The sequence below is a fragment of the Bacillus sp. BS3(2021) genome, from assembly GCF_021043345.1.
GTDB classification, from domain to species: domain Bacteria; phylum Bacillota; class Bacilli; order Bacillales; family Bacillaceae; genus Bacillus; species Bacillus paralicheniformis.
This window is the reverse complement of record NZ_JAJNDM010000004.1, coordinates 70,552-94,513: the sequence shown is the minus strand read 5'-3', so window position 1 is coordinate 94,513 and position 23,962 is coordinate 70,552. Positions and strand designations below refer to the sequence as shown.

The following is a 23,962-nucleotide window of genomic DNA, read 5'->3' as shown; positions in this document are numbered from 1 at the left end:
AGAAAATTGATGTCAAAGAGAATCCTTCTGGTTTTAGTCCTAAGCGTGATTTATATTAATTTCTTATTCATATCGTATGAAGTGCTCAAACATTCGCAACGTTATTCTAAAAATTGTGTGTTTACCTAACGATTCCCCAAAATCCGCGAAGCGAAACGTAATTTTTTGTTTGAAAAGCCGACTGTGATACAATATCTTTACTGATTGGACAAGGAGGAACACAATGAGCAGTCTGCGTTTTACTGAAGAGGATTTTCGTACATTTACAATAGAAGGTTTAGATGCGCGGATGAGCGTTCTGAAAGAAACCGTGCGCCCGAAACTTGAAGGGCTCGGCGATCATTTTGCGCCTGTACTGTCCGCATTGACAGGAGATGAAATGTTTGTCCACGTCGCAAAGCACGCGCGCCGCTCGGTCAATCCGCCGGACGACAGCTGGGTTGCTTTTGCAAACAATAAGCGCGGCTATAAAAAGCTGCCTCATTTCCAAATTGGTTTATGGGAAACCCACGTGTTCGTATGGTTTGCATTGATCTATGAGTCTCCTCTCAAGCAGGAATACGGCCAGCTGTTTAAAAAGCATCTGCCGGACATTGAAAGCAACATTCCAAGCCGTTTTGTCTGGTCGGCCGATCATACGAAACCGGACGTCATAAGACAGTCTGAGATGGACGATAAAGAGCTGGAGAACCTGTTTGAACGGCTCGTCAACGTGAAGAAAGCAGAAGCGCTTTGCGGTATTCAGCTTGCAAAAGACGAAGTCCTGCAAATGAGCGAAGAGGCGTTTCTATCCGAAATCGAAGCGGCTTTTGAAAAGCTCGCCTTCCTTTACCGCCTGACGCAGAAAGTATCGGTTTAAACAAAAAGGGATGGCCTGTTGTGCCCATCCCTTTTTGTTTTGGATTTTCTCATTACATTTTAATTTTCGTATTTTCCGTTTGTTCCTTTGCTTTTTTGACTGCCTGATACGGAGAGTAATCGCTCGCTTCTTCAAACTGGCTGCAGAGCTTTTTTTCCTCCGCTTTTCCCGGAACAATTTCTTTAAAGCGGCGGTAAGCACTCATTAGTACATCGCGCTCTACGCCTTTTTCATAAGCGAGCTCAACCGTCTGAAAAAACGATATGACGTCTATCGCTTCCTCGGTGCTCCAGTCTTCATTCATCGGATATTGGTATCCTTCTTCCATTTGGTTCATCTCCTTGTGCAGTTCGGCCTGACGGCTTGTTTGGCTTTAGTATTGGTTTTCTTTTTTGCGACTATCCAAAGGGACAGAGAAGCCTTAAAGATGATAAAATGTTCTTTACATTCTTTCAAGAACATAATATAATTCATTTGTTTTATGCCATCAAGCAAAAACGCAAAATAACTCAACGATTTTTGATAAAGAATAGTCTTTAAGGAAATAGCAGGTTTATCATGAAGGTGGGAAAACAATTGTTGCAGCACGAAACACCCCTATATACCGGATTAAAAAAACACGCCGGCAAAAACCCGATCCAGTTCCATATACCCGGGCACAAAAAAGGCTCCGGGATGGACCCTGAATTCAGGGCGTTTATCGGAGAAAACGCATTAAGCATAGATTTAATCAATATCGAGCCTCTCGACGATCTGCACGCACCGAAAGGAATTATCAAACAGGCGCAGGATCTGGCGGCTGAAGCATTCGGAGCCGACTACACGTTTTTTTCCGTTCAGGGAACGAGCGGCGCCATCATGACGATGGTCATGGCCGTATGCGGACCCGGAGACAAAATCATCGTGCCGAGAAATGTTCATAAATCGGTCATGTCAGCGATCGTCTTCTCAGGCGCAGTACCGATCTTCATCCATCCGGAAATTGACGATGAGTTGGGAATTTCACACGGAATCACCCCTGAATCAGCGAAAAAAGCGCTGCTTGAGCATCCTGACGCAAAGGGGCTTCTAGTCATCAACCCGACTTATTTCGGCATAGCTGCAGACTTAAGAAGCATCGTGGAGCTGGCTCATTCATTTCATATCCCTGTGCTTGTTGACGAAGCACACGGCGTTCACATCCATTTCCACGAAGATCTGCCTTTTTCTGCCATGCAGGCCGGAGCGGATATGGCGGCGACGAGCGTTCATAAGCTCGGAGGATCCCTTACACAGAGCTCGATTCTCAATATGAAAGAAGGTCTTGTTTCAAAAGAAAGAGTTCAATCGATTTTAAGCATGCTGACGACGACATCGACCTCCTATTTATTGCTCGCTTCACTTGATGTCGCAAGAAAACGCTTAGCCACAGAGGGACACGAACTGATCGAACAAACGATAAAGCTCGCTGATGAAACAAGGGATCGCATCAATGAAATCAACGGTATTTCATGCGTCGGGAGGGAAATCCTCGGCTCCAAAGCGGCTTTTAACTATGATCCGACCAAATTGATCATATCTGTGAAAGACCTCGGGCTGACCGGGCATGATGTGGAAAAATGGCTGCGCGAGTCATGTCAAATCGAAGTGGAGCTTTCTGACTTATACAACATCCTGTGCATTTTTACACCGGGAGACCGGAAAGAGGATGCGGATGCGCTGATCAAAGGCTTAGCCGACATCGCTCAGCAGGCCGCCTCTGCTGCGGAAAACAGACGCAAGCCTGAAGTGCTTCTGCCAAACATTCCAGCGCTTGCAATGACACCGCGTGACGCTTTTTATGCAAATACGGAAATCATTCCGTTTAAAAAAGCCGCCGGCAGAATCATTGCCGAATTTGTGATGGTTTATCCGCCAGGGATACCGATCTTCATTCCAGGCGAGATCATTACCGAGGATAATATCAACTACATCGAAAAGAACCTCGAAGCAGGGCTGCCTGTTCAGGGACCGGAAGATGACACCCTCCATATGATCCGCGTCATTAAAGAACAGCAAGCAATCCTGTAAAAAACAGAAAAGCATGCGGCACTGTAAATGGCCGCATGCTTTTTTCTATTCTTCCTCTCTAAGATGGCAGTTGCACTGTCCGCACGTTCCGTAAAGAATCGTCACTTTCTCATCTTCAAAATGCTGAATGGTTTCATTGCAGTCTTGACAAACGATCGTGCCCATCTTTCATTCCCCTTTTCTTTTCAAAATGGAAGCGTTTAAATTTGTTACCTTTATAATATTATGTCACATTAATATTGTCAATGGTTAATTGTATAACACATTTAAGTCATTTTTGCTCTTTTTTCAAAAAAAAGGCCATTCATGTTATATATGTATTCCTGCTTAAAGCTTATGCAGAACGCTTCCCTGCTGATTCCGACTATGTACCCATCAAATCCGTTCAATCTGCAACGTCTCATAAATAAAACAGCAGTTATCAATTGTGTAACAAATGGGTAACAACGAAAGATTATTTCAATTATCATGATAAAATAGGAATTGTTTACTAATCGAACAGGAAAATCGGCTTGCATTATATAGAGAGGTGAGGAGACGTCATGTGGTTTCGAGCGATATTCACCGCCGCAATTTGTTTCCTTTTTTTGACGAGTGGATGTTCTTTATCTCACATCATGCCTGACCATGAGCAGCAGCAAAGCGCCAACCAACGCCACCTCAAGCTCATCTTTTTTTCCGATGACGAGCATATGGGGCAGGAAGTGGCTTACTATGATGCGCTTTTGGATTTAAAAAAAGAATTTCCCGAACAGGTTTCAAATATGGAAATTTCACATGAAAAAGGCCAGTGGAAAAAAGAGGTTAAAATCTTTCCAAGCTTGCTGCTTGTTCATGATAAAAAAGTACTGGTTAAAATTGAAGGAAAAATAAAAGATAAAGATAAAATTGTAAAGCTTCTTCAAAAAGAATTGAAGCATTAAAAATCCCCTGTGTATGTGCTAGGGGATTTTCTATCTTGAGCGATTGCTAAAATACATAAAAAAACCCCCTGCTGGGGGTTTTTTATTTAATTATTTTACAACGTGAATCGGCATGCCAATGGCAACTTCTGCAGCTTCCATTGTGATTTCTCCCAATGTAGGGTGAGCATGGATTGTCATGGCGATATCTTCAGCAGTCATGCCTGCTTCGATTGCCAAACTCAGCTCAGAAATCATGTCAGAAGCACTTGCTCCGGCAATTTGTGCACCGATGACTAAGCCGTCTTCTTTGCGTGTTACAAGTTTAAGGAAACCGTCAGTTTCGTTTAATGACAGCGCACGTCCGTTTGCAGCAAACGGGAATTTGGCTGCAGTCACTGCAAGACCTTCTTCTTTAGCCTGTGCTTCAGTGTAACCCACAGATGCAAGTTCAGGCTCAGAGAAGACGACCGCAGGAATTCCGAGATAGTCGATTTCCGCTGCTTCTCCGGCAATCGCTTCAGCAGCGATTTTACCTTCATAAGAAGCTTTATGTGCAAGCGGAGGACCTTCGATGATGTCGCCGATCGCATAGATGTTCGGAATGTTTGTACGGCATTGTTTGTCCGTTTTGATGATGCCGCGGTCCGTCATTTCAACGCCTACTTGTTCAAGTCCAAGCTCGTCCGTGTTTGCAACGCGGCCGACAGTGACAAGTACGTAGTCCGCATCGATCGTTTGCTCTTCGCCTTTCACTTCGAACGTAACGGTTACGCCGTCAGCTTTTTCTTCTACGCCTTTAGCCATAGCTTTTGTATGGATTTCAACGTTGCCTTTTTTCTTCAGGTTACGTTTAACAAGAGAGCTCATTTGCTTCTCAAAGCCTGGAAGAATTTCTTCTCCGCCTTCAAGAATGACAACTTCAGTGCCGAAGTTTGCATATGCAGTACCGAGCTCAGTTCCGATGTAGCCGCCGCCGATGACAACGAGCTTCTTAGGAATTTCTTTCAGTGCAAGCGCGCCTGTTGAATTCAGTACACGGTCGCTATATTTGAAGTTTGGCAATTCGATAGGGCGAGAACCCGTTGCAATGATCGCATTTTTGAACGTGTATGTCTGAGCTGAATTCTCATCCATCACGCGTACAGAATTGCTGTCTACAAAGTACGCTTCGCCTTTTACGATGTCGACTTTGTTGCCTTTCAGAAGGCCTTCCACACCGCCGGTAAGCTTATTAACGACAGAGGCTTTCCATTCTTGAACTTTTGTAAAGTCAACTTTTACGTTTTCAGCAGTGATCCCCATCTCTTCAGAATGCTTTGCATTCTCATAGCGGTGGCCTGCATTGATCAGCGCTTTTGAAGGGATACATCCGACATTCAGACATACGCCTCCAAGATTGCCTTTTTCAACGATTGTTACTTTTTGTCCAAGCTGAGCAGCGCGGATGGCAGCTACATAGCCGCCAGGTCCCGCACCAATGACAAGAGTATCTGTTTCAATAGGGAAATCTCCTACTACCATTACATTACGCCTCCATTAAAATTAATTGTGGATCGTTCAGCAAACGCTTGATGTGATTTAATGCGTTTTGTGCAGTTGCGCCGTCGATCATACGGTGGTCGAAGCTTAGAGAAAGAGCCAGAACAGGTGCAGCGACGATTTCGCCGTCACGAACGACAGCTTTCTCAGCGATGCGGCCGATTCCAAGGATCGCAACTTCCGGATGGTTGATAACCGGTGTGAACCATTGACCGCCGGCAGAGCCGATATTCGTAATTGTGCAAGAAGCGCCTTTCATTTCAGCAGGAGCAAGTTTGCCGTCGCGTGCTTTTGTCGCAAGTTCGTTGATTTCATTTGAAATCTCAAAAACAGCTTTGCGGTCCGCATTTTTAACGACCGGCACAAGCAGGCCTTTGTCAGTGTCTGCCGCAATACCGATGTTGTAGTAGTGCTTCTGAATCACTTCATCTGTATTGTCGTCAATTGATGTATTCAGGACTGGATATTTTTTCAGAGCTGATGTTAAAGCTTTTACCACGTAAGGCAGGTAAGTCAGCTTAATTCCTTGATCAGCCGCAACTTGTTTAAACTGCTTGCGGTGAGCGACAAGGTTTGTCACATCGACTTCGTCCATTAGTGTAACGTGTGGAGCGGTATGTTTTGAGTTGACCATAGCTTTTGCGATGGCTTTGCGGATTCCGCTCATTTTCTCGCGTGTTTCAGGGAATTCGCCTTCAGGCACTTGAACCGCCGCTGCAGGTTTTTGTGCAGCAGGCTCTGCTTTTTCTTCAGCTTGAGCAGCCTGAGCGTTTCCGGCAGTTCCTCCGTTTAAGAAGCTGTCGATATCTTCTTTCAGAACGCGGCCGTTTTTGCCCGAACCTGAAACATTCACGATATCAACGCCTTTTTCACGGGCATACTTGCGTACAGATGGCATTGCAATGACGCGCTTATTCGGATCTGCATCCGCTTGCTCGTTTGCTTCCGCTGCTTCTGCTGGTGCATCAGTTTCTTGTTTGTCAGCTTCTTCCGCTTTCGCTTCGCCTGATTCGTCGCCTTTGAATTGAAGATCTTCGTAACCTGGTGCATCAAATGTGATGATTGTCTGCCCAACGGTTGCGACTGTTCCCTCTTCAACTTTTAATTCTAATACTTTTCCTTTAACAGGTGAAGGAATTTCTACAACTGCTTTATCGTTTTGGACCTCTGCCAAAACGTCATCTTCGTTTACCTCGTCGTTTGGCTTGACGAACCATTTTACGATTTCGCCTTCGTGGATTCCTTCCCCGATATCCGGAAGTTTAAATTCAAATGCCACAGTTTTCGACCTCCTAAGATTATTACGTAGTTGATATAATGGTCAGCCTGCTTATTTAGGCTGACTGTCAGTAGACGGCTACAGTTTCTCCGACTGACTGTGGAAATGCATGAAGGGAAAAAGGCTGGTATCAGCTTTTCCCTTATTGTTCAGATCTTATTAGAATTCCAATACTTTTTTCGCAGTTTCAAGCACGTCTTTATGGTTTGGAAGCCATACGCTTTCAGCTTGAGAGAATGCGAATACCGTATCAGGAGCAGTGACGCGAAGCACCGGAGCTTCGAGGCTCAAAATCGCGCGGTCGTTGATTTCGGCAACAACGTTTGCAGCCACTCCAGCCTGTTTTTGCGCCTCTTGAACGACGATCGCGCGGCCTGTTTTTTCCACAGATGCGATGATCGTGTCGATGTCAAGCGGGCTGACTGTGCGAAGGTCGACAACCTCAGCAGATACGCCTTCTTTTTCAAGCTCTTCCGCAGCTTTTAATGACTCGTGAACCATCGCTCCGTATGTGATGATGGAAAGGTCTGTTCCTTCGCGTTTCACATCGGCTTTGCCGATTTCAATTGTGTATTCCTCTTCAGGAACTTCCTGACGGAATGAACGGTAAAGTTTCATATGCTCAAGGAAGACAACCGGATCGTTATCGCGGATCGCGGAGATTAAAAGTCCTTTAGCATCGTACGGAGTTGAAGGAATGACGACTTTAAGTCCAGGCTGCTGTGCAACGAGTCCTTCCAAGCTGTCCGCGTGAAGTTCAGGCGTATGAACACCGCCGCCGAACGGAGAGCGGATTGTCACTGGTGAAGTCCAGCGGCCGCCGGAACGGTAGCGCATCCGTGCCATTTGTCCGGAAACTGAGTCCATCACTTCGTACACAAAGCCGAAAAATTGAATTTCCATTACAGGACGGAAGCCTTGTAAGCCTAAGCCGAGTGCAAGGCCGCCGATACCAGATTCAGCAAGAGGAGTGTCAAATACGCGATCCTCACCAAACTCTTTTTGCAATCCTTCAGTCGCACGGAACACGCCGCCGTTAACACCGACGTCTTCTCCGAAAACTAAGACATTTTCGTCATTTTTCAGTTCTGTGCGTAACGCATCAGTGATTGCTTGAATCATTGTCATTTGCGCCATGGCTTACTTCGACTCCTTCTCTTTATAAATTTCCTTTTGTTCTGCAAGGTTGTAAGGAAGCTCTTCATACATGATGTCGATCAGGTCGGTCACTTTTTGCTTCGGCTCTTCGTCAGCTTTTTTGATCGCCTGCTTGATTTCTTCTTTCGCTTCTTCAATTACCTTGCTTTCTTCTTCTTCAGACCAAAGGCCTTTGTTTTCCAAGAATTTGCGGAAACGGACAAGCGGATCTTTCTGCTCCCACTCATTCTCGATTTCTTTCGTACGGTATTTCGTCGGGTCGTCACCGGCCATAGTATGAGGACCGTAACGGAAGCAAAGCGTTTCGATCAGGGTAGGGCCTTCGCCGTTTACAGCGCGCTCGCGTGCTTCGCGTGTCGCAGCGTATACAGCAAGGGCATCCATGCCGTCTACTTGAACGCCGACGATACCTGCAGCCGCAGCTTTTTGTGCGATTGTTTGAGCTGCTGATTGCTTCTCAACAGGTGTAGAAATCGCATAGCGGTTGTTTTGAACAACGAAAATAGCTGGAGCTTTATACGCACCGGCAAAGTTGATGCCTTCGTAGAAGTCACCTTGGGAAGCACCGCCGTCTCCAGTATAAGTGATCGCCACAGCCTGTTTGCCGCGTTTTTTCAAGCCGAGTGCAACGCCAGCCGTCTGGATGTATTGCGCACCGATAATAATTTGCGGCGACAGCGCATTGACATCATCCGGCATTTGGTTGCCGCGGAAATGTCCGCGAGAGAACAAGAATGCTTGATAAAGCGGAAGTCCGTGCCAGATCAGCTGCGGAACATCACGGTAGCCAGGAAGAACAAAGTCTTCTTTTTCAAGCGCGAAATGCGTAGCAATTTGAGACGCTTCCTGACCGGCAGTCGGCGCGTAGAAGCCAAGGCGGCCTTGTCTGTTCAAAGAAATAGAACGCTGATCCAAAATGCGTGTATACACCATGCGGCGCATTAATTCTTTTAATTGATCATCAGATAGATCGGGCATTGCCGCTTCATTAACGACTTCGCCTTCTTCATTCAAAATTTGAAACGTTTCGAACTGCTTTTTAATGGCATCGAATTGCTTTTTGCTATCAACGATTGCTTTTTTCGTTTTTGCAGCCATATAAAGTCACCTCTTCCTTTCTTTTGACAGTCATAGACGTGTATCCCTTATACATACAGAATTAGGGTGTCCTAAATTGACGGGCGCAACTCATATTTATTTCTTATTAGCCGCTTTGATGGTTGTCGAAACTTTTATGTAAGGACAGCACAACGCGTTCTAAAACTGTATCATTTATAGTTTATGACAAACTAATACAACAAGTTCCACCAAGGCTAAGTTTACACCAGTCGATCATACTCGTCAATCGATTTCATTCCTGAAATTCAATAAATGTATTCGCTTTACTGAATTTCTGTTTCAGCGTTGTTCAGACTGTTTCAAACTGTTCTAGTATAGACAGCATTCTGTATTACAATAGCAATACAGATTTTGTCGAAAAAAGAGGGCTGAATATTCAGCCCTCTTTCATCTCAAATCCCGCAGCCTTGTAAAAATCTTTTCTGGCTTTGTTGTAATCCTTTGTATACTCATTGAAATGTTTGCTTTCTTTCAGCACTTTGTCATACGATTGATTGATTTTTTTCAGCTGTGCCTCAAGGTCATCCAGTTTAAGACCTTTGTTTTTGAGCAGCTTGTACAGCTCTTTGTCAAGGCCGATTGCGTTCTGATAGGCGTCATAAAGCGAGTCGTAGGCTTTGTAGCGCTTTTCCATAAAAGAAGCAGCGTTCTCAGCTTTTTTCCTGACCTTCTGATCTTCGATTTTTTCCGCCGACGCTTTATTCGCTTCAAACTCCTGCTTTGCTTCGTCTATGCTTTCTTTCTCAGAATTCAAGTGCTTCTCGCGGTTTCCGGCTTTCTTGAGCGCTTTGTCGGAGAGCGCAGCGATCCGGTCAAAATCATCCATATTGAGCCTGATCATTTCCTTGTAAAGCTTAGATTCGGCTTTTTCCAGACTTTTAAGGGAACCCTGCTCTTGTTTAAAAGGCTCTTCCAATTCCACGATCTTCTCCAGCGAGCCGTGAAAAGACTCGACAGGATCTTTCCAGAGACAGCCTGATAGTACAAATGCTGCCGTGAAAAGAACAACGATGCCTGCTGGCACCCGCATGTTTGAAAATTTCACTTCGAACTTCCCCCAATCTCGACAAATTCCACTATAAAATGAATTCGTTTGTTTGACAACAGAAGTCTAAAGCGTATGGACAAGCCGATATCAGATCGGTATGCCGCCGCCTTCGCTTTTAGACCAAAACATTCAGGGAAAATTCCTTGAAGTTGGGCATTCGACTATACAACCGTTGGACTTTTACATAATTTATATTAGACGCCATGCCTACCAAAAAGAAAAGGCTGGCGTAAAATAACGGAGGAGGTCTTCATATGTACGGTTATTGCTGCCCTGGATACGGGTACGGCGGCGGTTATGGATACGGCTACGGCCGCACATTCGCTTTGATCGTCGTTCTCTTTATTTTGCTGATTATTGTAGGGGCCGCTTATTTAGGCTGCTAGCCCCTGATGAATCCGTCATGACCAGCCTCCTTCGGCTGGTCATTTTATCATGCACAGAGATTGCGCGAAAAGAGCAAGATCCGCTATACTTTACATAATGAATCGTTGGGAGTGAAGATGTTGATCACAATGGAAAACATTGTCCGCGACGGGCACCCCGCTTTAAGAACCGTCGCCGAAGAAGTTCAATTGCCAGCTAGCGAAGAAGAAATCAAACAGCTGAGCGACATGATCGAGTTTGTCAAAAACAGCCAGGACCCTGAAATCGCTCAAAAGCACAACCTTCGTCCTGGTGTCGGCCTAGCCGCTCCGCAAATTAATATCAATAAACGAATGATCGCAGTTCATGCCGAAAATGAAGACGGGACACTTTACAGCTATGCGCTTTTCAATCCGAAGATCGTCAGCCACTCTGTTCAAAAATGCTATTTGACAAGCGGCGAGGGCTGCCTGTCCGTCGACGAACCGATTCCCGGATATGTTCCGCGCTATGAACGGATCCGGGTCAAAGGAACGACACTTGATGGCGAAAACGTCGACATCCGCTTAAAAGGATTTCCGGCAATCGTATTCCAGCATGAAATCGATCATTTAAACGGCATTATGTTTTACGACCATATCGACAAAGAAAACCCGCTGAAACAACCCGAAAACGCAACGCCTGTCGGCAGATAATGCACATAAAAAAACGGATCAGACAAGATCCGTTTTTTTATGGTTTCAAAAGCCCGAGGGCTTCTACCGCGTATTGAATGCCGTCTTCATCGACGGGCTTTGTGACAAAGTCGGCTATTTTTTTCAGCTCAGGCACAGCGTTGCCCATCGCCACTCCGGTTCCCGCAAACTCGATCATCTGCAGGTCGTTCAGACCGTCTCCAAACGCGTAAGTATCCTCTCTGTCGAACGGAAGCTTTTCAATGACTTTTTTGATTCCTTCCGCTTTCGACCCGCCAGAAGGCAGCACATCTGTGGAGCGCTCGTGCCAGCGGACGAGATCAAACTCCTGAAACCGGCTGTACCGCTCTTCCTCGTCTTGCGTACAGAACAAGAGGACCTGAAAAATGTCCCTGCCTTTAAAATAGGCGCGGTCCTCTTCCGGCGGATTGACTTTTAAGCTGCCGATTCCTTCGTGGACGAACGGATGGCCGGCAGATGTAGTGCGCATCCCCTCTTCTCCCATGAAGACGAGGGGATGGCCGCAGCTGTCCGAATGCGCAAGCAGCGCTTCCAGTGACTGTTCGGCAATGGGGTTTTTATAAATGACCTCTCCTTCAAAAACGACATATTGTCCGTTATAAGAGACAAAAGAATCGATGCCCAATTCTTCAAGCACAGGCCTGACCATAAACGGCGCCCGGCCTGATGCGATGAAAACATGATGGCCGTGCGCTTTTAAATCGGAGACAGCCTGTTTCGCGGTGTCGGGAATCCGTTTATCATGATCATAAATCGTTCCGTCGATATCAAAGAAAATCAGCTTTTTATCCATGGCAGTGAATCCTTCTCCCTTAGCTAGTATGATTGATGGTTCTCCTGTACCATCATACAAAAACTGCGTACGCGAGAAAACCTTTTCACTCCAAAATCAAAACAAAATCAACATGCCAATAATATCCATGTAACAATAGACGGATTCATCATATAATAGAACTAAAGAGATACGGTAGTGACCGGACAAGTCAGAGAAAGGAGGAATCCGTATGCTACGCCGACTGCGGAAAAAATTAAAAAAACAGCTGAATGGCATGATGCGCAGAAAGTCGATTGCCTAAAAGGACCTTCACTCATGTGGAAGAGTCCTTTTTTTCTCAAGCGCTTTTCTTATGAGGCAATTTCGAATATAATAGAAAGATGAGTCTAACAATCGGCAGTTAAGGAGAGATTTGGATGATCTATAAGGTATTTTATCAAGCAAGCAATGACGAAGTACCTGTTCGTGAAAAAACAGATTCAATTTTTGTGGAAGCTCAATCTGAACGTGAAGTCAGATCTAAATTAAAACAATACAACTACAATATTGAGTTTATACAGCAAGTTGAAGACGCTTTTTTAGAATATGAAAAGCAAAGCGAAAATTTTAAAGTATTGGAGTTATGAATGAATGAAATTTGTAAAAAATGATCAAACGGCTGTATTTGCCCTTGGAGGACTTGGGGAAATCGGCAAAAACACGTACGGGGTCCAGTTTCAGGACGAGATCGTGCTCATCGATGCGGGGATTAAGTTTCCGGAAGACGAGCTCCTCGGAATCGACTATGTCATCCCCGACTACACTTATTTAGTCAAAAACGAAGAAAAAATCAAAGGTCTTTTTATTACGCACGGCCACGAAGACCATATCGGCGGAATTCCGTACCTGCTCAAACAGGTGAACATTCCCGTTTACGGCGGACAGCTCGCCATCGGCCTTCTCAGAAAGAAGCTTGAAGAGCACGGTCTGCTGCGTCAAACAAAGCTTCATATCATTGAAGAAGACGATATCGTCAAATTCAGAAAAACGTCGGTTTCTTTTTTCAGGACGACCCACAGCATTCCGGACTCATACGGGATTGTCGTAAAAACACCGCAAGGAAACATCGTACATACCGGTGACTTTAAATTCGATTTTACACCGGTAGGCGAACCTGCCAACTTGACCAAGATGGCCGAAATCGGAAAAGAAGGCGTGCTTTGCCTGCTTTCTGACAGCACCAACAGTGAAATCCCTGATTTCACGATGTCAGAGCGCAAAGTCGGAGAAAGCATTGATGATATTTTCCGAAAAGTTGAAGGGCGGATCATCTTCGCAACCTTCGCGTCAAACATCCACCGCCTGCAGCAGGTGATCGAAGCAGCTGTTGCAAACGGACGGAAGGTTGCCGTATTTGGACGAAGCATGGAGTCGGCGATTGAAATCGGCCAAACGCTCGGGTATATTAAGTGTCCGAAAAATACGTTTGTTGAAGCGAATGAAATCAACAGGCTTCCTGCCGGCAAAGTGACGATTCTTTGTACCGGAAGCCAAGGTGAACCGATGGCTGCGCTATCCCGAATTGCTAACGGCACACACCGGCAAATTTCCATCATTCCCGGGGATACGGTCGTATTTTCATCATCTCCGATCCCGGGCAATACAATCAGCGTCAGTCGCACAATTAACCAGCTTTACCGGGCGGGCGCCGATGTCATCCACGGAGCTGTGACTAACATTCATACATCAGGACATGGCGGACAGGAAGAGCAAAAGCTGATGCTCCGCCTCATCAAGCCAAAGTTTTTCATGCCGATTCACGGTGAATACAGAATGCAGAAAATGCACGTCAAACTTGCGACAGACTGCGGAATTCCTGAGGAAAACTGCTTTATTATGGACAACGGCGAAGTGCTTGCTTTGACAAGCGAAGAAGCCTCAGTCGCAGGTAAAATCCCGTCAGGCAATGTCTATATTGACGGAAGCGGCATCGGCGACATCGGGAACATCGTGCTTCGCGACCGCCGGATTCTTTCTGAAGAAGGGCTTGTCATTGTCGTTGTCAGCATCAACATGAAAGAGTTCAAAGTGTCCGCAGGACCTGACTTAATTTCCAGAGGATTTGTCTACATGAGAGAATCCGGTGATTTAATCAATGATGCCCAGGACCTGATTGCAGGACACCTTAAAAAAGTGATGGAACGCAAAACGACGCAGTGGTCTGAAATTAAGAACGAGATCACAGACACGCTCGCTCCGTTCCTCTACGAAAAAACAAAACGCCGCCCGATGATCCTTCCGATTATTATGGAAGTCTAATCGCGGCTTGAGCAAAAAAACGGATGCACCGGTGTGCATCCGTTTTTTTATGGTTGAATCGGGATATGCCTGAACGCTTTAACATCAAACAAGCCTTCTGTCGTCATTTTAATATCGGGGATAACAGGAAGCGCTAAAAAAGAAAGCGTCAGAAAAGGATTAAACGCTCCTGAAAATCCTGTCTCCGTTAATGCTGCATGAAGAGATTTTAAGCTTTCGTTTACCGTCTCAAGCGGTTTGTCCGACAAGAGGCCGGCAATCGGCAGAGCGACGGATTGAAGCTCCTTCCCTCCTTTTGCAATGGTGAGGCCTCCCCCGATTTCTCCGAGACGTTCAACCGCTTTTAAGATGTCTTGATCATTTGTACCGACAGCGATTAAATTGTGGGAATCATGAGAAATCGTTGTCGCGATGGCGCCTTCTTTTAGACCGAAGCCCCTGACAACGCCGAGTCCGATTCCTTTAACGCCGCGATGGCGTTCAATCACTGCAATTTTCAACAGATCGCTTTCCAGATCCGGCTGAAAAAAAACGCCGCTTTTCGGCTTGGCTAGGGACAGCTTTGTTTCAAGCTGATTAGGGATAATGTCAATGACCCTGATTTCACTCCCTTGAACGATCGGAATTTCCAGATCATCCTCATGTAAATCAGGGAGATGGACAGATTGGAGCAGTGCAGGTGCCGCTTTGCCGCCCGTCCATTCGCTTTGTTCTGCCCCGCTCCAGATCACGCCGTTGATCATCGTCTTTGAAATGCTGACGTTCTCAAAATCGCTGATGAAAAGGAGGTCTGCGTCATAACCAGGGGCAACCGCTCCCTTCGTCTTTAACCCGAAGCATTCCGCTGCATTGAGGCTGCCCATTTGATATGCGAGAAACGGGTCAAGTCCCTCTTGAATGGCAAGCTTGACCTGATGGTTAATGCTTCCTTCATCGACCAGTTCATCCAAATGCTTATCATCTGTACAGAAAAAGAAGCGTCTCGCATTTTTCTCATTAACCGCAGGCAAAACATGACGTGTATTCTTTGCCGCAGAGCCTTCTCTCAGCATGACGTACATTCCTCTTCTGACCCGTTCAAGCGCCTCTTCAGGTGTCGTGACCTCATGGTCTGTCAGCACGCCCGCCGCTCTGTAGACATTGACGAACCCGGCTGACAAGCCGGCCAGATGTCCGTCGATCCGCTTGTCCGCTTTATGGGCATCCATGAGTTTTTGCACCATATCCGGCTCTCCCGCTTCAACGGCCACATAGTCCATCACTTCCGCAAGCCCGAGCACCTCTTCGCGGCTGTAAAAAGGATGTAAATCCGCAGCGTTCAAAACCGCACCCGATTTTTCAAATGGTGCCGCAGGCACACAAGAAGGGAGCATAAAACGAATGTTCAGCCTTGTCATCTTAGCCTGCTCCAACATGAACTCAAGACCCCTCACTCCTGAGACATTCGCGATTTCATGGGGATCGGTGACAACGGTTGTTACACCGTGGGGAATCACCGCTTTGGCAAATTCGGGCGGCGTCACCATTGAAGACTCAATGTGGACATGACCGTCGATAAAGCCTGGAACGATCATTTGTCCTTCTGCGTCAATGGTATTCTCCCCCTCATAATCGCCCAAACCGACGATGGCCCCGTCTGTGATAGCTATGTCTGTCTTCAACCATTCCTGATTAAAAACATCCATGATCTTTCCGTTTTTAATTACAGTATCCGCTTTTTTGCGATGACTGGCGGCGCCAAGCCGGTGAATGAACATCTCATTGTCCAAAGATATATGTCCCCTCTCATTTTTATATGGATATGGTTCAATATCGTAGCCGAATCGTTTGAAACAGTCAATGAAAAGATCAAAAAAACCGCGGGCTGTGGGGTTCCCGCGGCTGATCGATGGCATTTTAATGTTGAAAAACTTTTTTTTCAAATCTCTCAATGTCAGGATTTGAGCCGATGACGATTAAAATATCGTCTTTTTGAATCTCTTCGGTGGCAAGCGGAGATACGATGACTTCTTTCCCCCGCTTGATCGCGACAATATTAATTCCGTATCTGGCCCGGATATCAAGGTCAAGCAGCGTATTTCCGGCCAGTTTGCCGTTCGCTGCGATTTCGACAAGGCTATGTTCATCAGAAAGTTCAAGATAATCAAGCACATTGTTGGAGACGATGTTGTGGGCGATTCTTTTTCCCATTTCACGCTCCGGATGAACGATCCGGTCCGCTCCGATTTTGGATAATACTTTTTCGTGATAATCGTTTTGAGCTTTGACGGTAATCATTTTCACACCAAGCTCTTTCAAAATCAGCGTTGTCAAAATGCTAGCTTGAATGTTCTCCCCGATCGCTACAATGACGTGGTCAAAATTGCGCAGTCCAAGGTTTTTCAGCACTGATTCGTCTGTAGTGTCTCCTATCACAGCATGTGAGGCAATTTTGGCGTATTCGTTTACGCGATCTTCATCTCTGTCGATCGCCATTACCTCAAGCCCTTCTTCACTCAATGCTTTACAAATGCTGCCGCCGAACCGGCCGAGTCCAATTACTGCAAATTCTTTTTTCATCGGTAATTCCTCCATGGGTCAATCTGAACAAATTCTATCATATGAAGTGGAATTTTTCCTCTTTTATTTTATCGTTGCGCGGCTGCAGCATCCTTGCTGAATATCGTTCTCTTCGGATGCCGCCCCTTTGTCGATCGGAAGCAGGATGTGGAATGTGCTTCCCTCGCCCAATTCGCTGTCGATTTTCATTTCTCCGTTGTGAGCGCCGATAATATTCAGGCAAATCGTCAGCCCAAGACCCGTCCCTTCTTCTTTCGTTGAGAAGAAAGGCTCCCCGAGCTTTGCCAAATCGGCTTGGGAAATGCCGCCCCCTTCGTCTTTGATGCTGATTTTCACATAGTCACCTTCAACCTCCGAGGAGATCGTGATTTTTCCGCCGTCAGGCATCGCTTCTATCCCGTTTTTTATTAAATTGATGAATACCTGTTTGATTTGATTTTCATCGCCGTTTATTTCCCACTCCTCCCCGTGCTGAAACGCTTTTTCGATCTTAATGTGGGAAAGCACGGCGTTGGTCTCAAGAAGCGTTGCCACCTGCTGAAGAACCGAATTGATGTTGATCTTTTTAAATTGAACCTGGTGCGGTTTGGCCAGTACAAGCAGTTCGCCGAGCACGGAATCGATTCGTTTAATCTCTGAGAAAATAATGTCAAAGTAATCTTTCCGGTCGGGATATTCCGCTTTCATCAGCTGCAAAAATCCGTTTACCGATGTCAGCGGGTTCCTGACTTCGTGAGCGATTCCCGCGGCGAGCTGCCCGGCCATCGCCAGCTTCTGAGACTGCATAGCCAGCCGCTGATTCGACTTGAACAATTCCATCTCCGCTTTTTTCCGTTCCGTCACATCAGTCAGCGTCCCCAAGCTGCTCGTAAATTGACCGTTTTTATAATAAAGTTTATAGTGAACTTCGCCCCAGAACTTGCTTCCGTCTTTGCGATGGTAGAGCACCTCGATCCTGCCTTCAGGCTCCTTGTTCTTCAGCTGGGCGATCAGGTGATTCGAGATCCGTTCTTCATGGTCAAAGTAATCGTTGTACATCGTTCCAAGACTCTCTTCAACACTGTATCCGGTCAACGTTGTCCACGCCTGATTCAAAAATGTAATGTATCCTATCCGGTCCGTCTGAAAGACGATTTCCTGAAGGTTATCCATGATGCGGTTGGTTTCTGAAGAAAGCTCTTTATATTTCTTTTCGCTTTCCTTCAGTTTATAGACAAGCTGATTGGACTCATCGATATAAAGCGTGAGCCACCAAACGCTGATTAATGTCACCAGTGTAAACAGCAGATCAACCGTCCAATTGATTTTATTTCCCAACACACCATAGAATAAAAAATTCCAAAACATGATAAAAGTCATTGCCAGCACGGTTGCAATGATTCGTCCTTGATATCTTTTCATACCCCCACCTGCCACTTGTATTTCTCAGTCAATTGTAACATTCTTTACACCACATTTGAGAGGATTGTTCGAAGTATTTATCGTCTCTATGGCTGAATTTTTCAGTGACGGCGGTTTTATCTTCTGCCGACGCAAGAAAAAGCCCTTCTGATGAAGGGCTTCAAATCTTATGCTTTCACTTCGTTTAAGGCAGCTTTTATTTCTTCCAAAAGCAATTCGGCCCCCTCAGGACTCAGCGTAATTTTCCCGTTTCCGTACTCGCGGTTTTCAGAAGTGATTTCACCGGTCATCAGGCACACACCGTGCGGTTTATATTTTTTCAGGACAATTTTATCTTGGTCGACAAAGAATTCGATGCTGTCCTTGATCGAAATATCCAAAGCTCTTCTCAATTCAATCGGCATCACGATCCGGCCGAGTTCGTCTACTTTTCTCACAACTCCAATTGCTTTCAAAACTTTCGCCTACTTCCTCTTTTGTTTCTATTTTTCTAAGATATTGTCTTAGCATAACGATAGACGAACGAAGACTGAAAAAGGTTTCCCTTATTGAACGTTTCTTTGACAAAAATTCGGTCATAAAAATGAATATTTTTCTCATCATGTCAATATGAGGACAGCATTTTACAGATTGGTTTCAAACTCGTCACAAACCCCCAAAAATCGCCGATCATTTGAGAAAATTTAAATGAAATTCATTTTTTCAGCACGAAGAAAATTTCGTTTTTCGGAAAAATTTTAAATAGAGATTGGGTGAAAACATGTTTCAAACAACCGAGATCGGAATTGATCTAGGCACAGCTAACATATTGGTTTACAGCAAAAACAAAGGAATCATTTTAAATGAGCCTTCCGTTGTCGCCGTGGATACGGAAACAAAGAGCGTATTGGCGGTCGGCACAGAAGCCAAAAACATGATCGGAAAGACACCGGGAAAAATCGTCGCGGTCAGACCGATGAAAGACGGAGTCATCGCCGATTATGACATGACGACAGACCTCTTGAAGCAGATTATGAAAAAAGCTGGAAAGAACATCGGCTTTACCTTCAGAAAGCCGAGCGTCGTCGTCTGCACGCCATCCGGTTCAACCGCGGTTGAACGTCGTGCGATCAGCGATGCTGTCAAAAACTGCGGAGCCAAGCAAGTCCATTTGATTGAGGAGCCTGTCGCTGCCGCCATCGGCGCAGACCTGCCTGTCGATGAACCTGTCGCAAACGTTGTCGTCGATATCGGCGGCGGCACGACAGAAGTGGCGATCATTTCATTCGGAGGCGTAGTCTCATGCCACTCGATCCGGATCGGCGGCGACCAGCTTGATGAAGACATCGTGTCATTCGTCAGAAAAAAATACAACCTGCTGATCGGTGAACGGACGGCCGAAGAAGTCAAGATTGAGATCGGCTACGCATTGATTGACCATGAGACGAAAACGATGGAAGTCAGAGGGCGCGACCTTGTCACAGGCCTGCCGAAAACAATTACCCTGGAATCAATAGAGATTCAGAAGGCGATGCGCGAATCGCTCCTTCATATTATCGAAGCCATCAGAGCGACGCTTGAAGACTGTCCTCCCGAGCTGAGCGGAGACATTGTCGACCGGGGCGTGATTTTAACCGGAGGAGGCGCGCTATTGAACGGCATCAAAGAATGGCTATCACAGGAAATCGTTGTGCCCGTGCATGTTGCTGCAAATCCGCTCGAGTCTGTCGCCATCGGAACGGGCCGCTCTCTTGAAGTGATCGATAAATTGCAAAAAGCGGCTAAATAATTTTTGTTTTCGCGTCTTTTTTCCCTGCTTCTTTCATATCGTGAGGAATGGAGAAACGATAAGGAGGAAGAACATGCTTAGAGATATGGGAAGACGCCTGGCCATCACCGTTATTTTAAGCGGTATTATTCTCGGGGGGATGAGCATCTCCCTTGCAAACATGCCAAGCTCGCCCCCCGGCCAAACGGCCAAAATCAACCGTTAAAAAAGATGCAGCCTTACCGGGCTGCGTCTTTTTTTCTTTTCAATCAAATATTTGATATGATGTTATGGACAATAAAGGAGGTTTTGCCAATGAATTCGTTTACTGATAAACTGAGCAAATATGCGAAGCTTGTAGCCGAAGTCGGTGTAAACGTTCAAAAAGGACAGAAAGTCGTTATCAACGCGTCAACAGAAGTACGCGATTTTGCACGGCTCCTCGTCAAAAGCGCCTATCAAAGAGGGGCAAAAAACGTAACGGTCCGCTGGCAGGATGATGAGGTGACAAGGCTGAAATATGAGCTGGCCCCAGCGGAAGCCTTTGAAGAATTCCCTGAGTGGGAAGCGAAAGGTCTGGAGACGCTCGCTAAGGAAGGCGCCGCTTTTATTTCCATTGTCTCTTCAAGCCCTGATCTTTTGAAAGGCATCGATTCCAAAAAAATCGCGGCCCAGCAAAAAGCCGCCGGAAAGGCGATGCATACATACAGGCAAATGATTCAATCGGATAAAGTCAGCTGGACTGTCGTCGCAGCACCTTCACCGGCCTGGGCCAAAAAAGTATTCCCTGACGCAGATGAAAAGACAGCGATGCAAAAGCTGTGGAATGAGATCTTCAAAACGACCCGCGTCGACCGTGAAGATCCTGTCCAGGCGTGGAAAGACCACGATCAAACTTTGCGCGATAAAGTAAGCGTCTTAAACGACAAGCATTACCAAGCCCTTCATTACCAAGCAAAAGGAACAGATTTGACGATCGAGCTTCCTGAGAAGCACCTGTGGGTCGGCGCCGGAAGCACAAACGAAAACGGCATCGAGTTCATGGCCAATATGCCGACAGAAGAAGTATTCACCGCTCCGAAAAAAGACGGAGTGAACGGCACTGTTTCAAGCACAAAGCCGTTAAGCTACGGCGGCAATCTGATCGACGGCTTTCAGCTGACATTTGAAAACGGACGGATCACCGATGTCAAAGCTGAACAAGGTGAAGAGATTTTAAAAGAGCTGATCGAAACGGATGAGGGTTCACACTACTTAGGCGAAATTGCGCTCGTTGCCCACGATTCGCCGATTTCCAAGTCCAATATTCTGTTTTACAACACGCTGTTTGACGAAAACGCCTCAAACCACCTCGCAATCGGCAGTGCGTACGCATTCAACATCGAAGGCGGAAAGCAGATGTCGCGCGAAGAGCTTGCGAAAGAAGGATTAAACGAAAGCATTACACATGTTGACTTCATGATCGGTTCAGGAGAAATGAATATAGACGGAATCACAGCAGACGGAAAAAGAGAGCCGATTTTCAGAAACGGCAACTGGGCGATCTAAAGCCTTCCGCACAAAAGGACCTCAGAAGTTTTCTGAGGTCCTTTTATATCATTTCCGCATGCTGCCAGCCTTTCTAACTTCCGTACATAGATGGAGCTATAAAGCCGTCCAATGCCCTGCCTCCTCATGATTTGGGCAAACTGCTTAAATGTTCATGCTTCAGCTTCCAGCTTCCTGACTCGTCCTTTACAAATACGTTTGTCGCACGGCCTGCCCCTTGAACCGGTTCGCCCCTAAAAAACCCTTTCCATTCGTATGTATAAAGACAGACGGCCTGTTCGTCCGTTTCCGTGATCCAACTGATATGACTGGCGCTGTATACTTCGTTTTCGATTTGCTTCCAGGCGTTTTCAAAATAACGCTGAATTTCCTTAACGCCCGAGCACGTTTCATCCGAGAACCAGTACACAGCGTCGGGATGAAGGAGCTTTTTGACATTCTCAAACTCATGTGTGTTTGTTGCTTGAATATATTGCTCAAGAGCCTTGCGGCATGACACGGCAACCATCTCCCTTTTTATAAAAAAACCCGCTTTTCAAGGCGGGTTTTCTATCATTACGCGTAAAGTTCAGCAAGCTTGTCCTGAACCGCTTTGTCTTCCAAAAATTCATCATAGCTCATCTGTTTATCGACGATTCCGTTTGGCGTGATTTCGATGATCCGGTTGGCAATTGTTTGGACAAACTGATGGTCATGAGATGTAAACAGCATAGCGCCTTTAAAGCTGATTAAACCGTTATTCAGCGCTGTAATGGATTCGAGATCCAAATGGTTGGTCGGCTCATCAAGCATCAGCACATTGGCGCCGGACAGCATCATTTTGGACAGCATGCAGCGGACTTTCTCTCCCCCTGACAAAACGCTTGCTTTTTTCAGCACTTCTTCCCCGGAGAACAGCATCCGGCCCAAAAATCCGCGCAGGAAGCTTTCGCTTTGGTCATGCGGCGAAAATTGGCGGAGCCAGTCGACAAGGTTTATATCGCTGTTTTCAAAATACTCGCTGTTGTCTTTCGGGAAAAACGCCTGGGATGTTGTGACGCCCCATTTAAACGATCCGCTGTCAGGCTCCATTTCCCCGGCAAGGATTTTAAAGAGCACAGTAGCGGCAAGCTCATTCCGGCCTGTAAAGGCGATTTTATCTTCTTTATTCATCATAAAGCTGACCGAGTCAAGCACCTTGACACCGTCAATCGTTTTCGACAGGTCTGTGACAACAAGCACATCGTTTCCAATTTCGCGTTCAGGTGTGAAATGTACGTACGGATACTTGCGCGATGACGGCTTAATATCGTCAAGCGTAATTTTTTCAAGCAGTTTTTTTCTTGATGTCGCCTGCTTCGATTTTGAGGCGTTGGCGCTGAATCTGGCAACGAACTCCTGGAGCTGTTTGATCTGCTCTTCTTTTTTCTTATTGGCTTCCTGATTCATTTTAAGCGCAAGCTGGCTTGATTCATACCAGAAATCATAGTTTCCGACATAAATTTGAATTTTGTTAAAATCCAGGTCGGCGATATGCGTACATACTTTATTCAAAAAGTGGCGGTCATGCGATACGACGATAACCGTATTCTCAAAATTGATTAAAAACTCTTCAAGCCACTGGATCGCCTGAATATCCAAGTGGTTGGTCGGCTCATCAAGAAGAAGGACGTCAGGCTTTCCGAACAGGGCCTGTGCAAGGAGGACCTTCACCTTTTCGGAACCGCCCAAATCCGCCATTTTCTTCGTATGCAGTTCTTCAGCAATGCCGAGGCCTTTTAACAAAATCGCGGCTTCCCCTTCGGCTTCCCAGCCGTTCAGCTCGGCGAATTCGCCCTCAAGCTCTGCGGCGCGGATTCCGTCTTCATCTGAAAAATCGGGTTTCATGTAAATCGCGTCTTTTTCCTGCATGACTTCATAAAGGCGTTTATGCCCCATGATCACGACTTTCAGCACTTCATGCTCTTCATACTCAAAGTGGTTCTGCTTCAGAACGGCAAGGCGTTCGCCCGGGCTCATATGAACCTCGCCCGTCTGAGGCTCGATTTCACCTGATAATATTTTCAAAAAAGTGGACTTTCCGGCGCCGTTTGCTCCGATCAATCCGTAGCAGTTACCCGGCGTAAACTTAATATTTACATCTTCAAACAGCTTCCGGTCCGCAAACCGCAAGCTGACATTTTGAACAGCTATCATTTAAAATCCTCCATCTATACTTCATTAAAAAGAGTATAACACGAAAATTCCGCAAGAGAAATGCTTTGCTTTTTTACGATAAAGTTTTAAAGAAAAATATATCAAAAAAACACTTGTTCACACTTTCTTTGTGACAATATGTTACAATTATTGAAGAATGGGGGAAGGAATAATGAAATTAAAAGATGACCCTGATATCATCAGGTGGATCAATTCAAGGCCGCGCCAAGCGCTTTTCGTGTCAGTGGCCATGGTGATTTCTACGATGTCTATCGGGCTTTTCAAAGGGTTTGATATGTGGACCTCGGACTTTTTGATATTTTCCTGTCTGCTGATCGGCTTCGGCCTCCTTGTGGGATGGCTGCAAAAGATATATTATAAAAAGGTGATATTTGAAGAAAACTCGGATCGTTAGACGGAG

General features: G+C 45.9%; 25 protein-coding genes. 11 read left to right on the top strand and 14 right to left on the bottom strand.

The window, feature by feature from the left end; translation table 11 throughout:
• Nucleotides 1–223 precede the first annotated feature (223 nt).
• Entirely contained in the window at nucleotides 224–859 is a 636-nt protein-coding gene (locus LQ247_RS10535) for a YktB family protein (RefSeq protein WP_023857270.1), read from the top strand.
• Between the two features lie 52 nt (nucleotides 860–911).
• On the opposite strand, the gene LQ247_RS10530 is transcribed toward LQ247_RS10535, so the two are convergent.
• Entirely contained in the window at nucleotides 912–1,187 is a 276-nt protein-coding gene (locus tag LQ247_RS10530; protein WP_020451251.1) for a UPF0223 family protein, read from the bottom strand.
• 248 nt (nucleotides 1,188–1,435) lie between these two features.
• Between LQ247_RS10530 and LQ247_RS10525 the strand changes: the two genes are divergently transcribed.
• The gene (locus tag LQ247_RS10525; RefSeq protein ID WP_231006101.1) at nucleotides 1,436–2,908 is read left to right on the top strand and encodes an aminotransferase class I/II-fold pyridoxal phosphate-dependent enzyme; all 1,473 of its coding nucleotides are present in this window, start codon (nucleotides 1,436–1,438) and stop codon (nucleotides 2,906–2,908) included.
• A gap of 45 nt (nucleotides 2,909–2,953) precedes the next feature.
• Here LQ247_RS10525 and LQ247_RS10520 read toward each other — a convergent pair whose 3' ends face one another.
• Nucleotides 2,954–3,073 carry a GapA-binding peptide SR1P gene (locus LQ247_RS10520; protein ID WP_020451249.1) on the bottom strand — a complete coding sequence of 40 codons (120 nt, stop codon included), beginning with the start codon at nucleotides 3,071–3,073 and terminating at the stop codon, nucleotides 2,954–2,956.
• A 377-nt stretch (nucleotides 3,074–3,450) separates the two neighbouring features.
• Here LQ247_RS10520 and LQ247_RS10515 point away from each other — a divergent pair, with 377 nt between their 5' ends.
• Nucleotides 3,451–3,831 carry a hypothetical protein gene (locus LQ247_RS10515; RefSeq protein WP_020451248.1) on the top strand — a complete coding sequence of 127 codons (381 nt, stop codon included), beginning with the start codon at nucleotides 3,451–3,453 and terminating at the stop codon, nucleotides 3,829–3,831.
• Between the two features lie 90 nt (nucleotides 3,832–3,921).
• Here the strand turns inward: LQ247_RS10515 and lpdA are convergent, their stop codons facing one another.
• From lpdA to LQ247_RS10490, 5 genes are all read right to left on the bottom strand, one after another.
• A complete protein-coding gene (lpdA, locus tag LQ247_RS10510) occupies nucleotides 3,922–5,334 on the bottom strand; it encodes a dihydrolipoyl dehydrogenase (protein ID WP_020451247.1) in 1,413 nt (470 codons plus the stop codon).
• A gap of 4 nt (nucleotides 5,335–5,338) precedes the next feature.
• A complete protein-coding gene (locus tag LQ247_RS10505) occupies nucleotides 5,339–6,631 on the bottom strand; it encodes a dihydrolipoamide acetyltransferase family protein (protein ID WP_026579774.1) in 1,293 nt (430 codons plus the stop codon).
• Nucleotides 6,632–6,790: 159 nt separating this feature from the next.
• Entirely contained in the window at nucleotides 6,791–7,768 is a 978-nt protein-coding gene (pdhB, locus tag LQ247_RS10500; RefSeq protein ID WP_020451245.1) for a pyruvate dehydrogenase complex E1 component subunit beta, read from the bottom strand.
• A gap of 3 nt (nucleotides 7,769–7,771) precedes the next feature.
• The gene (pdhA, locus tag LQ247_RS10495) at nucleotides 7,772–8,887 is read right to left on the bottom strand and encodes a pyruvate dehydrogenase (acetyl-transferring) E1 component subunit alpha (protein WP_020451244.1); all 1,116 of its coding nucleotides are present in this window, start codon (nucleotides 8,885–8,887) and stop codon (nucleotides 7,772–7,774) included.
• A 397-nt stretch (nucleotides 8,888–9,284) separates the two neighbouring features.
• Nucleotides 9,285–9,953 (bottom strand): YkyA family protein, encoded by a 669-nt coding sequence (locus LQ247_RS10490; RefSeq protein ID WP_105978951.1) that lies wholly within the window; start codon nucleotides 9,951–9,953, stop codon nucleotides 9,285–9,287.
• Between the two features lie 257 nt (nucleotides 9,954–10,210).
• Between LQ247_RS10490 and LQ247_RS10485 the strand changes: the two genes are divergently transcribed.
• Both LQ247_RS10485 and def read left to right on the top strand, forming a co-directional pair.
• Complete coding sequence (locus LQ247_RS10485; protein ID WP_003181399.1) at nucleotides 10,211–10,342, top strand: YjcZ family sporulation protein; 132 nt, start codon at nucleotides 10,211–10,213, stop codon at nucleotides 10,340–10,342.
• Between the two features lie 120 nt (nucleotides 10,343–10,462).
• Nucleotides 10,463–11,017, top strand: coding sequence for a peptide deformylase (gene def, locus LQ247_RS10480; protein WP_101561228.1), 555 nt, complete (start codon nucleotides 10,463–10,465; stop codon nucleotides 11,015–11,017).
• Nucleotides 11,018–11,054: 37 nt separating this feature from the next.
• Here def and LQ247_RS10475 read toward each other — a convergent pair whose 3' ends face one another.
• The gene (locus tag LQ247_RS10475; RefSeq protein ID WP_026579777.1) at nucleotides 11,055–11,831 is read right to left on the bottom strand and encodes a Cof-type HAD-IIB family hydrolase; all 777 of its coding nucleotides are present in this window, start codon (nucleotides 11,829–11,831) and stop codon (nucleotides 11,055–11,057) included.
• Nucleotides 11,832–12,229: 398 nt separating this feature from the next.
• Here LQ247_RS10475 and LQ247_RS10470 point away from each other — a divergent pair, with 398 nt between their 5' ends.
• Complete coding sequence (locus LQ247_RS10470; RefSeq protein ID WP_020451240.1) at nucleotides 12,230–12,439, top strand: DNA-dependent RNA polymerase subunit epsilon; 210 nt, start codon at nucleotides 12,230–12,232, stop codon at nucleotides 12,437–12,439.
• 4 nt (nucleotides 12,440–12,443) lie between these two features.
• The gene (rnjA, locus tag LQ247_RS10465) at nucleotides 12,444–14,111 is read left to right on the top strand and encodes a ribonuclease J1 (RefSeq protein WP_020451239.1); all 1,668 of its coding nucleotides are present in this window, start codon (nucleotides 12,444–12,446) and stop codon (nucleotides 14,109–14,111) included.
• Nucleotides 14,112–14,158: 47 nt separating this feature from the next.
• Here rnjA and ade read toward each other — a convergent pair whose 3' ends face one another.
• From ade to LQ247_RS10445, 4 genes are all read right to left on the bottom strand, one after another.
• A complete protein-coding gene (gene ade, locus LQ247_RS10460) occupies nucleotides 14,159–15,880 on the bottom strand; it encodes an adenine deaminase (protein WP_101561227.1) in 1,722 nt (573 codons plus the stop codon).
• Between the two features lie 127 nt (nucleotides 15,881–16,007).
• Nucleotides 16,008–16,670, bottom strand: a complete 663-nt coding sequence (locus LQ247_RS10455) for a potassium channel family protein (protein WP_020451237.1) — start codon at nucleotides 16,668–16,670, stop codon at nucleotides 16,008–16,010.
• A gap of 63 nt (nucleotides 16,671–16,733) precedes the next feature.
• Nucleotides 16,734–18,071, bottom strand: a complete 1,338-nt coding sequence (locus LQ247_RS10450; protein ID WP_020451236.1) for an ATP-binding protein — start codon at nucleotides 18,069–18,071, stop codon at nucleotides 16,734–16,736.
• 167 nt (nucleotides 18,072–18,238) lie between these two features.
• On the bottom strand, nucleotides 18,239–18,526 hold the full coding sequence (locus LQ247_RS10445; protein ID WP_020451235.1) for an AbrB/MazE/SpoVT family DNA-binding domain-containing protein: 288 nt from the start codon (nucleotides 18,524–18,526) through the stop codon (nucleotides 18,239–18,241).
• A gap of 305 nt (nucleotides 18,527–18,831) precedes the next feature.
• On the opposite strand from LQ247_RS10445, the gene mreBH reads away from it, so the two are divergent.
• The 3 genes from mreBH to LQ247_RS10430 all read left to right on the top strand — a co-directional run bounded on the left by mreBH (nucleotide 18,832) and on the right by LQ247_RS10430 (nucleotide 21,366).
• Nucleotides 18,832–19,839: a rod-share determining protein MreBH gene (gene mreBH, locus LQ247_RS10440; RefSeq protein ID WP_020451234.1), complete on the top strand. Its 1,008-nt coding sequence runs from the start codon at nucleotides 18,832–18,834 to the stop codon at nucleotides 19,837–19,839.
• 73 nt (nucleotides 19,840–19,912) lie between these two features.
• On the top strand, nucleotides 19,913–20,044 hold the full coding sequence (locus tag LQ247_RS10435) for a protein YkpC (protein WP_003181378.1): 132 nt from the start codon (nucleotides 19,913–19,915) through the stop codon (nucleotides 20,042–20,044).
• Nucleotides 20,045–20,133: 89 nt separating this feature from the next.
• Nucleotides 20,134–21,366 carry an aminopeptidase gene (locus tag LQ247_RS10430; protein WP_020451233.1) on the top strand — a complete coding sequence of 411 codons (1,233 nt, stop codon included), beginning with the start codon at nucleotides 20,134–20,136 and terminating at the stop codon, nucleotides 21,364–21,366.
• Nucleotides 21,367–21,490: 124 nt separating this feature from the next.
• Here LQ247_RS10430 and LQ247_RS10425 read toward each other — a convergent pair whose 3' ends face one another.
• Entirely contained in the window at nucleotides 21,491–21,865 is a 375-nt protein-coding gene (locus LQ247_RS10425) for a YybH family protein (RefSeq protein ID WP_020451232.1), read from the bottom strand.
• A gap of 56 nt (nucleotides 21,866–21,921) precedes the next feature.
• The gene (locus LQ247_RS10420) at nucleotides 21,922–23,541 is read right to left on the bottom strand and encodes an ABC-F family ATP-binding cassette domain-containing protein (protein WP_101560812.1); all 1,620 of its coding nucleotides are present in this window, start codon (nucleotides 23,539–23,541) and stop codon (nucleotides 21,922–21,924) included.
• 172 nt (nucleotides 23,542–23,713) lie between these two features.
• On the opposite strand from LQ247_RS10420, the gene LQ247_RS10415 reads away from it, so the two are divergent.
• Entirely contained in the window at nucleotides 23,714–23,956 is a 243-nt protein-coding gene (locus LQ247_RS10415; protein WP_020451230.1) for a hypothetical protein, read from the top strand.
• Nucleotides 23,957–23,962 lie beyond the last annotated feature (6 nt).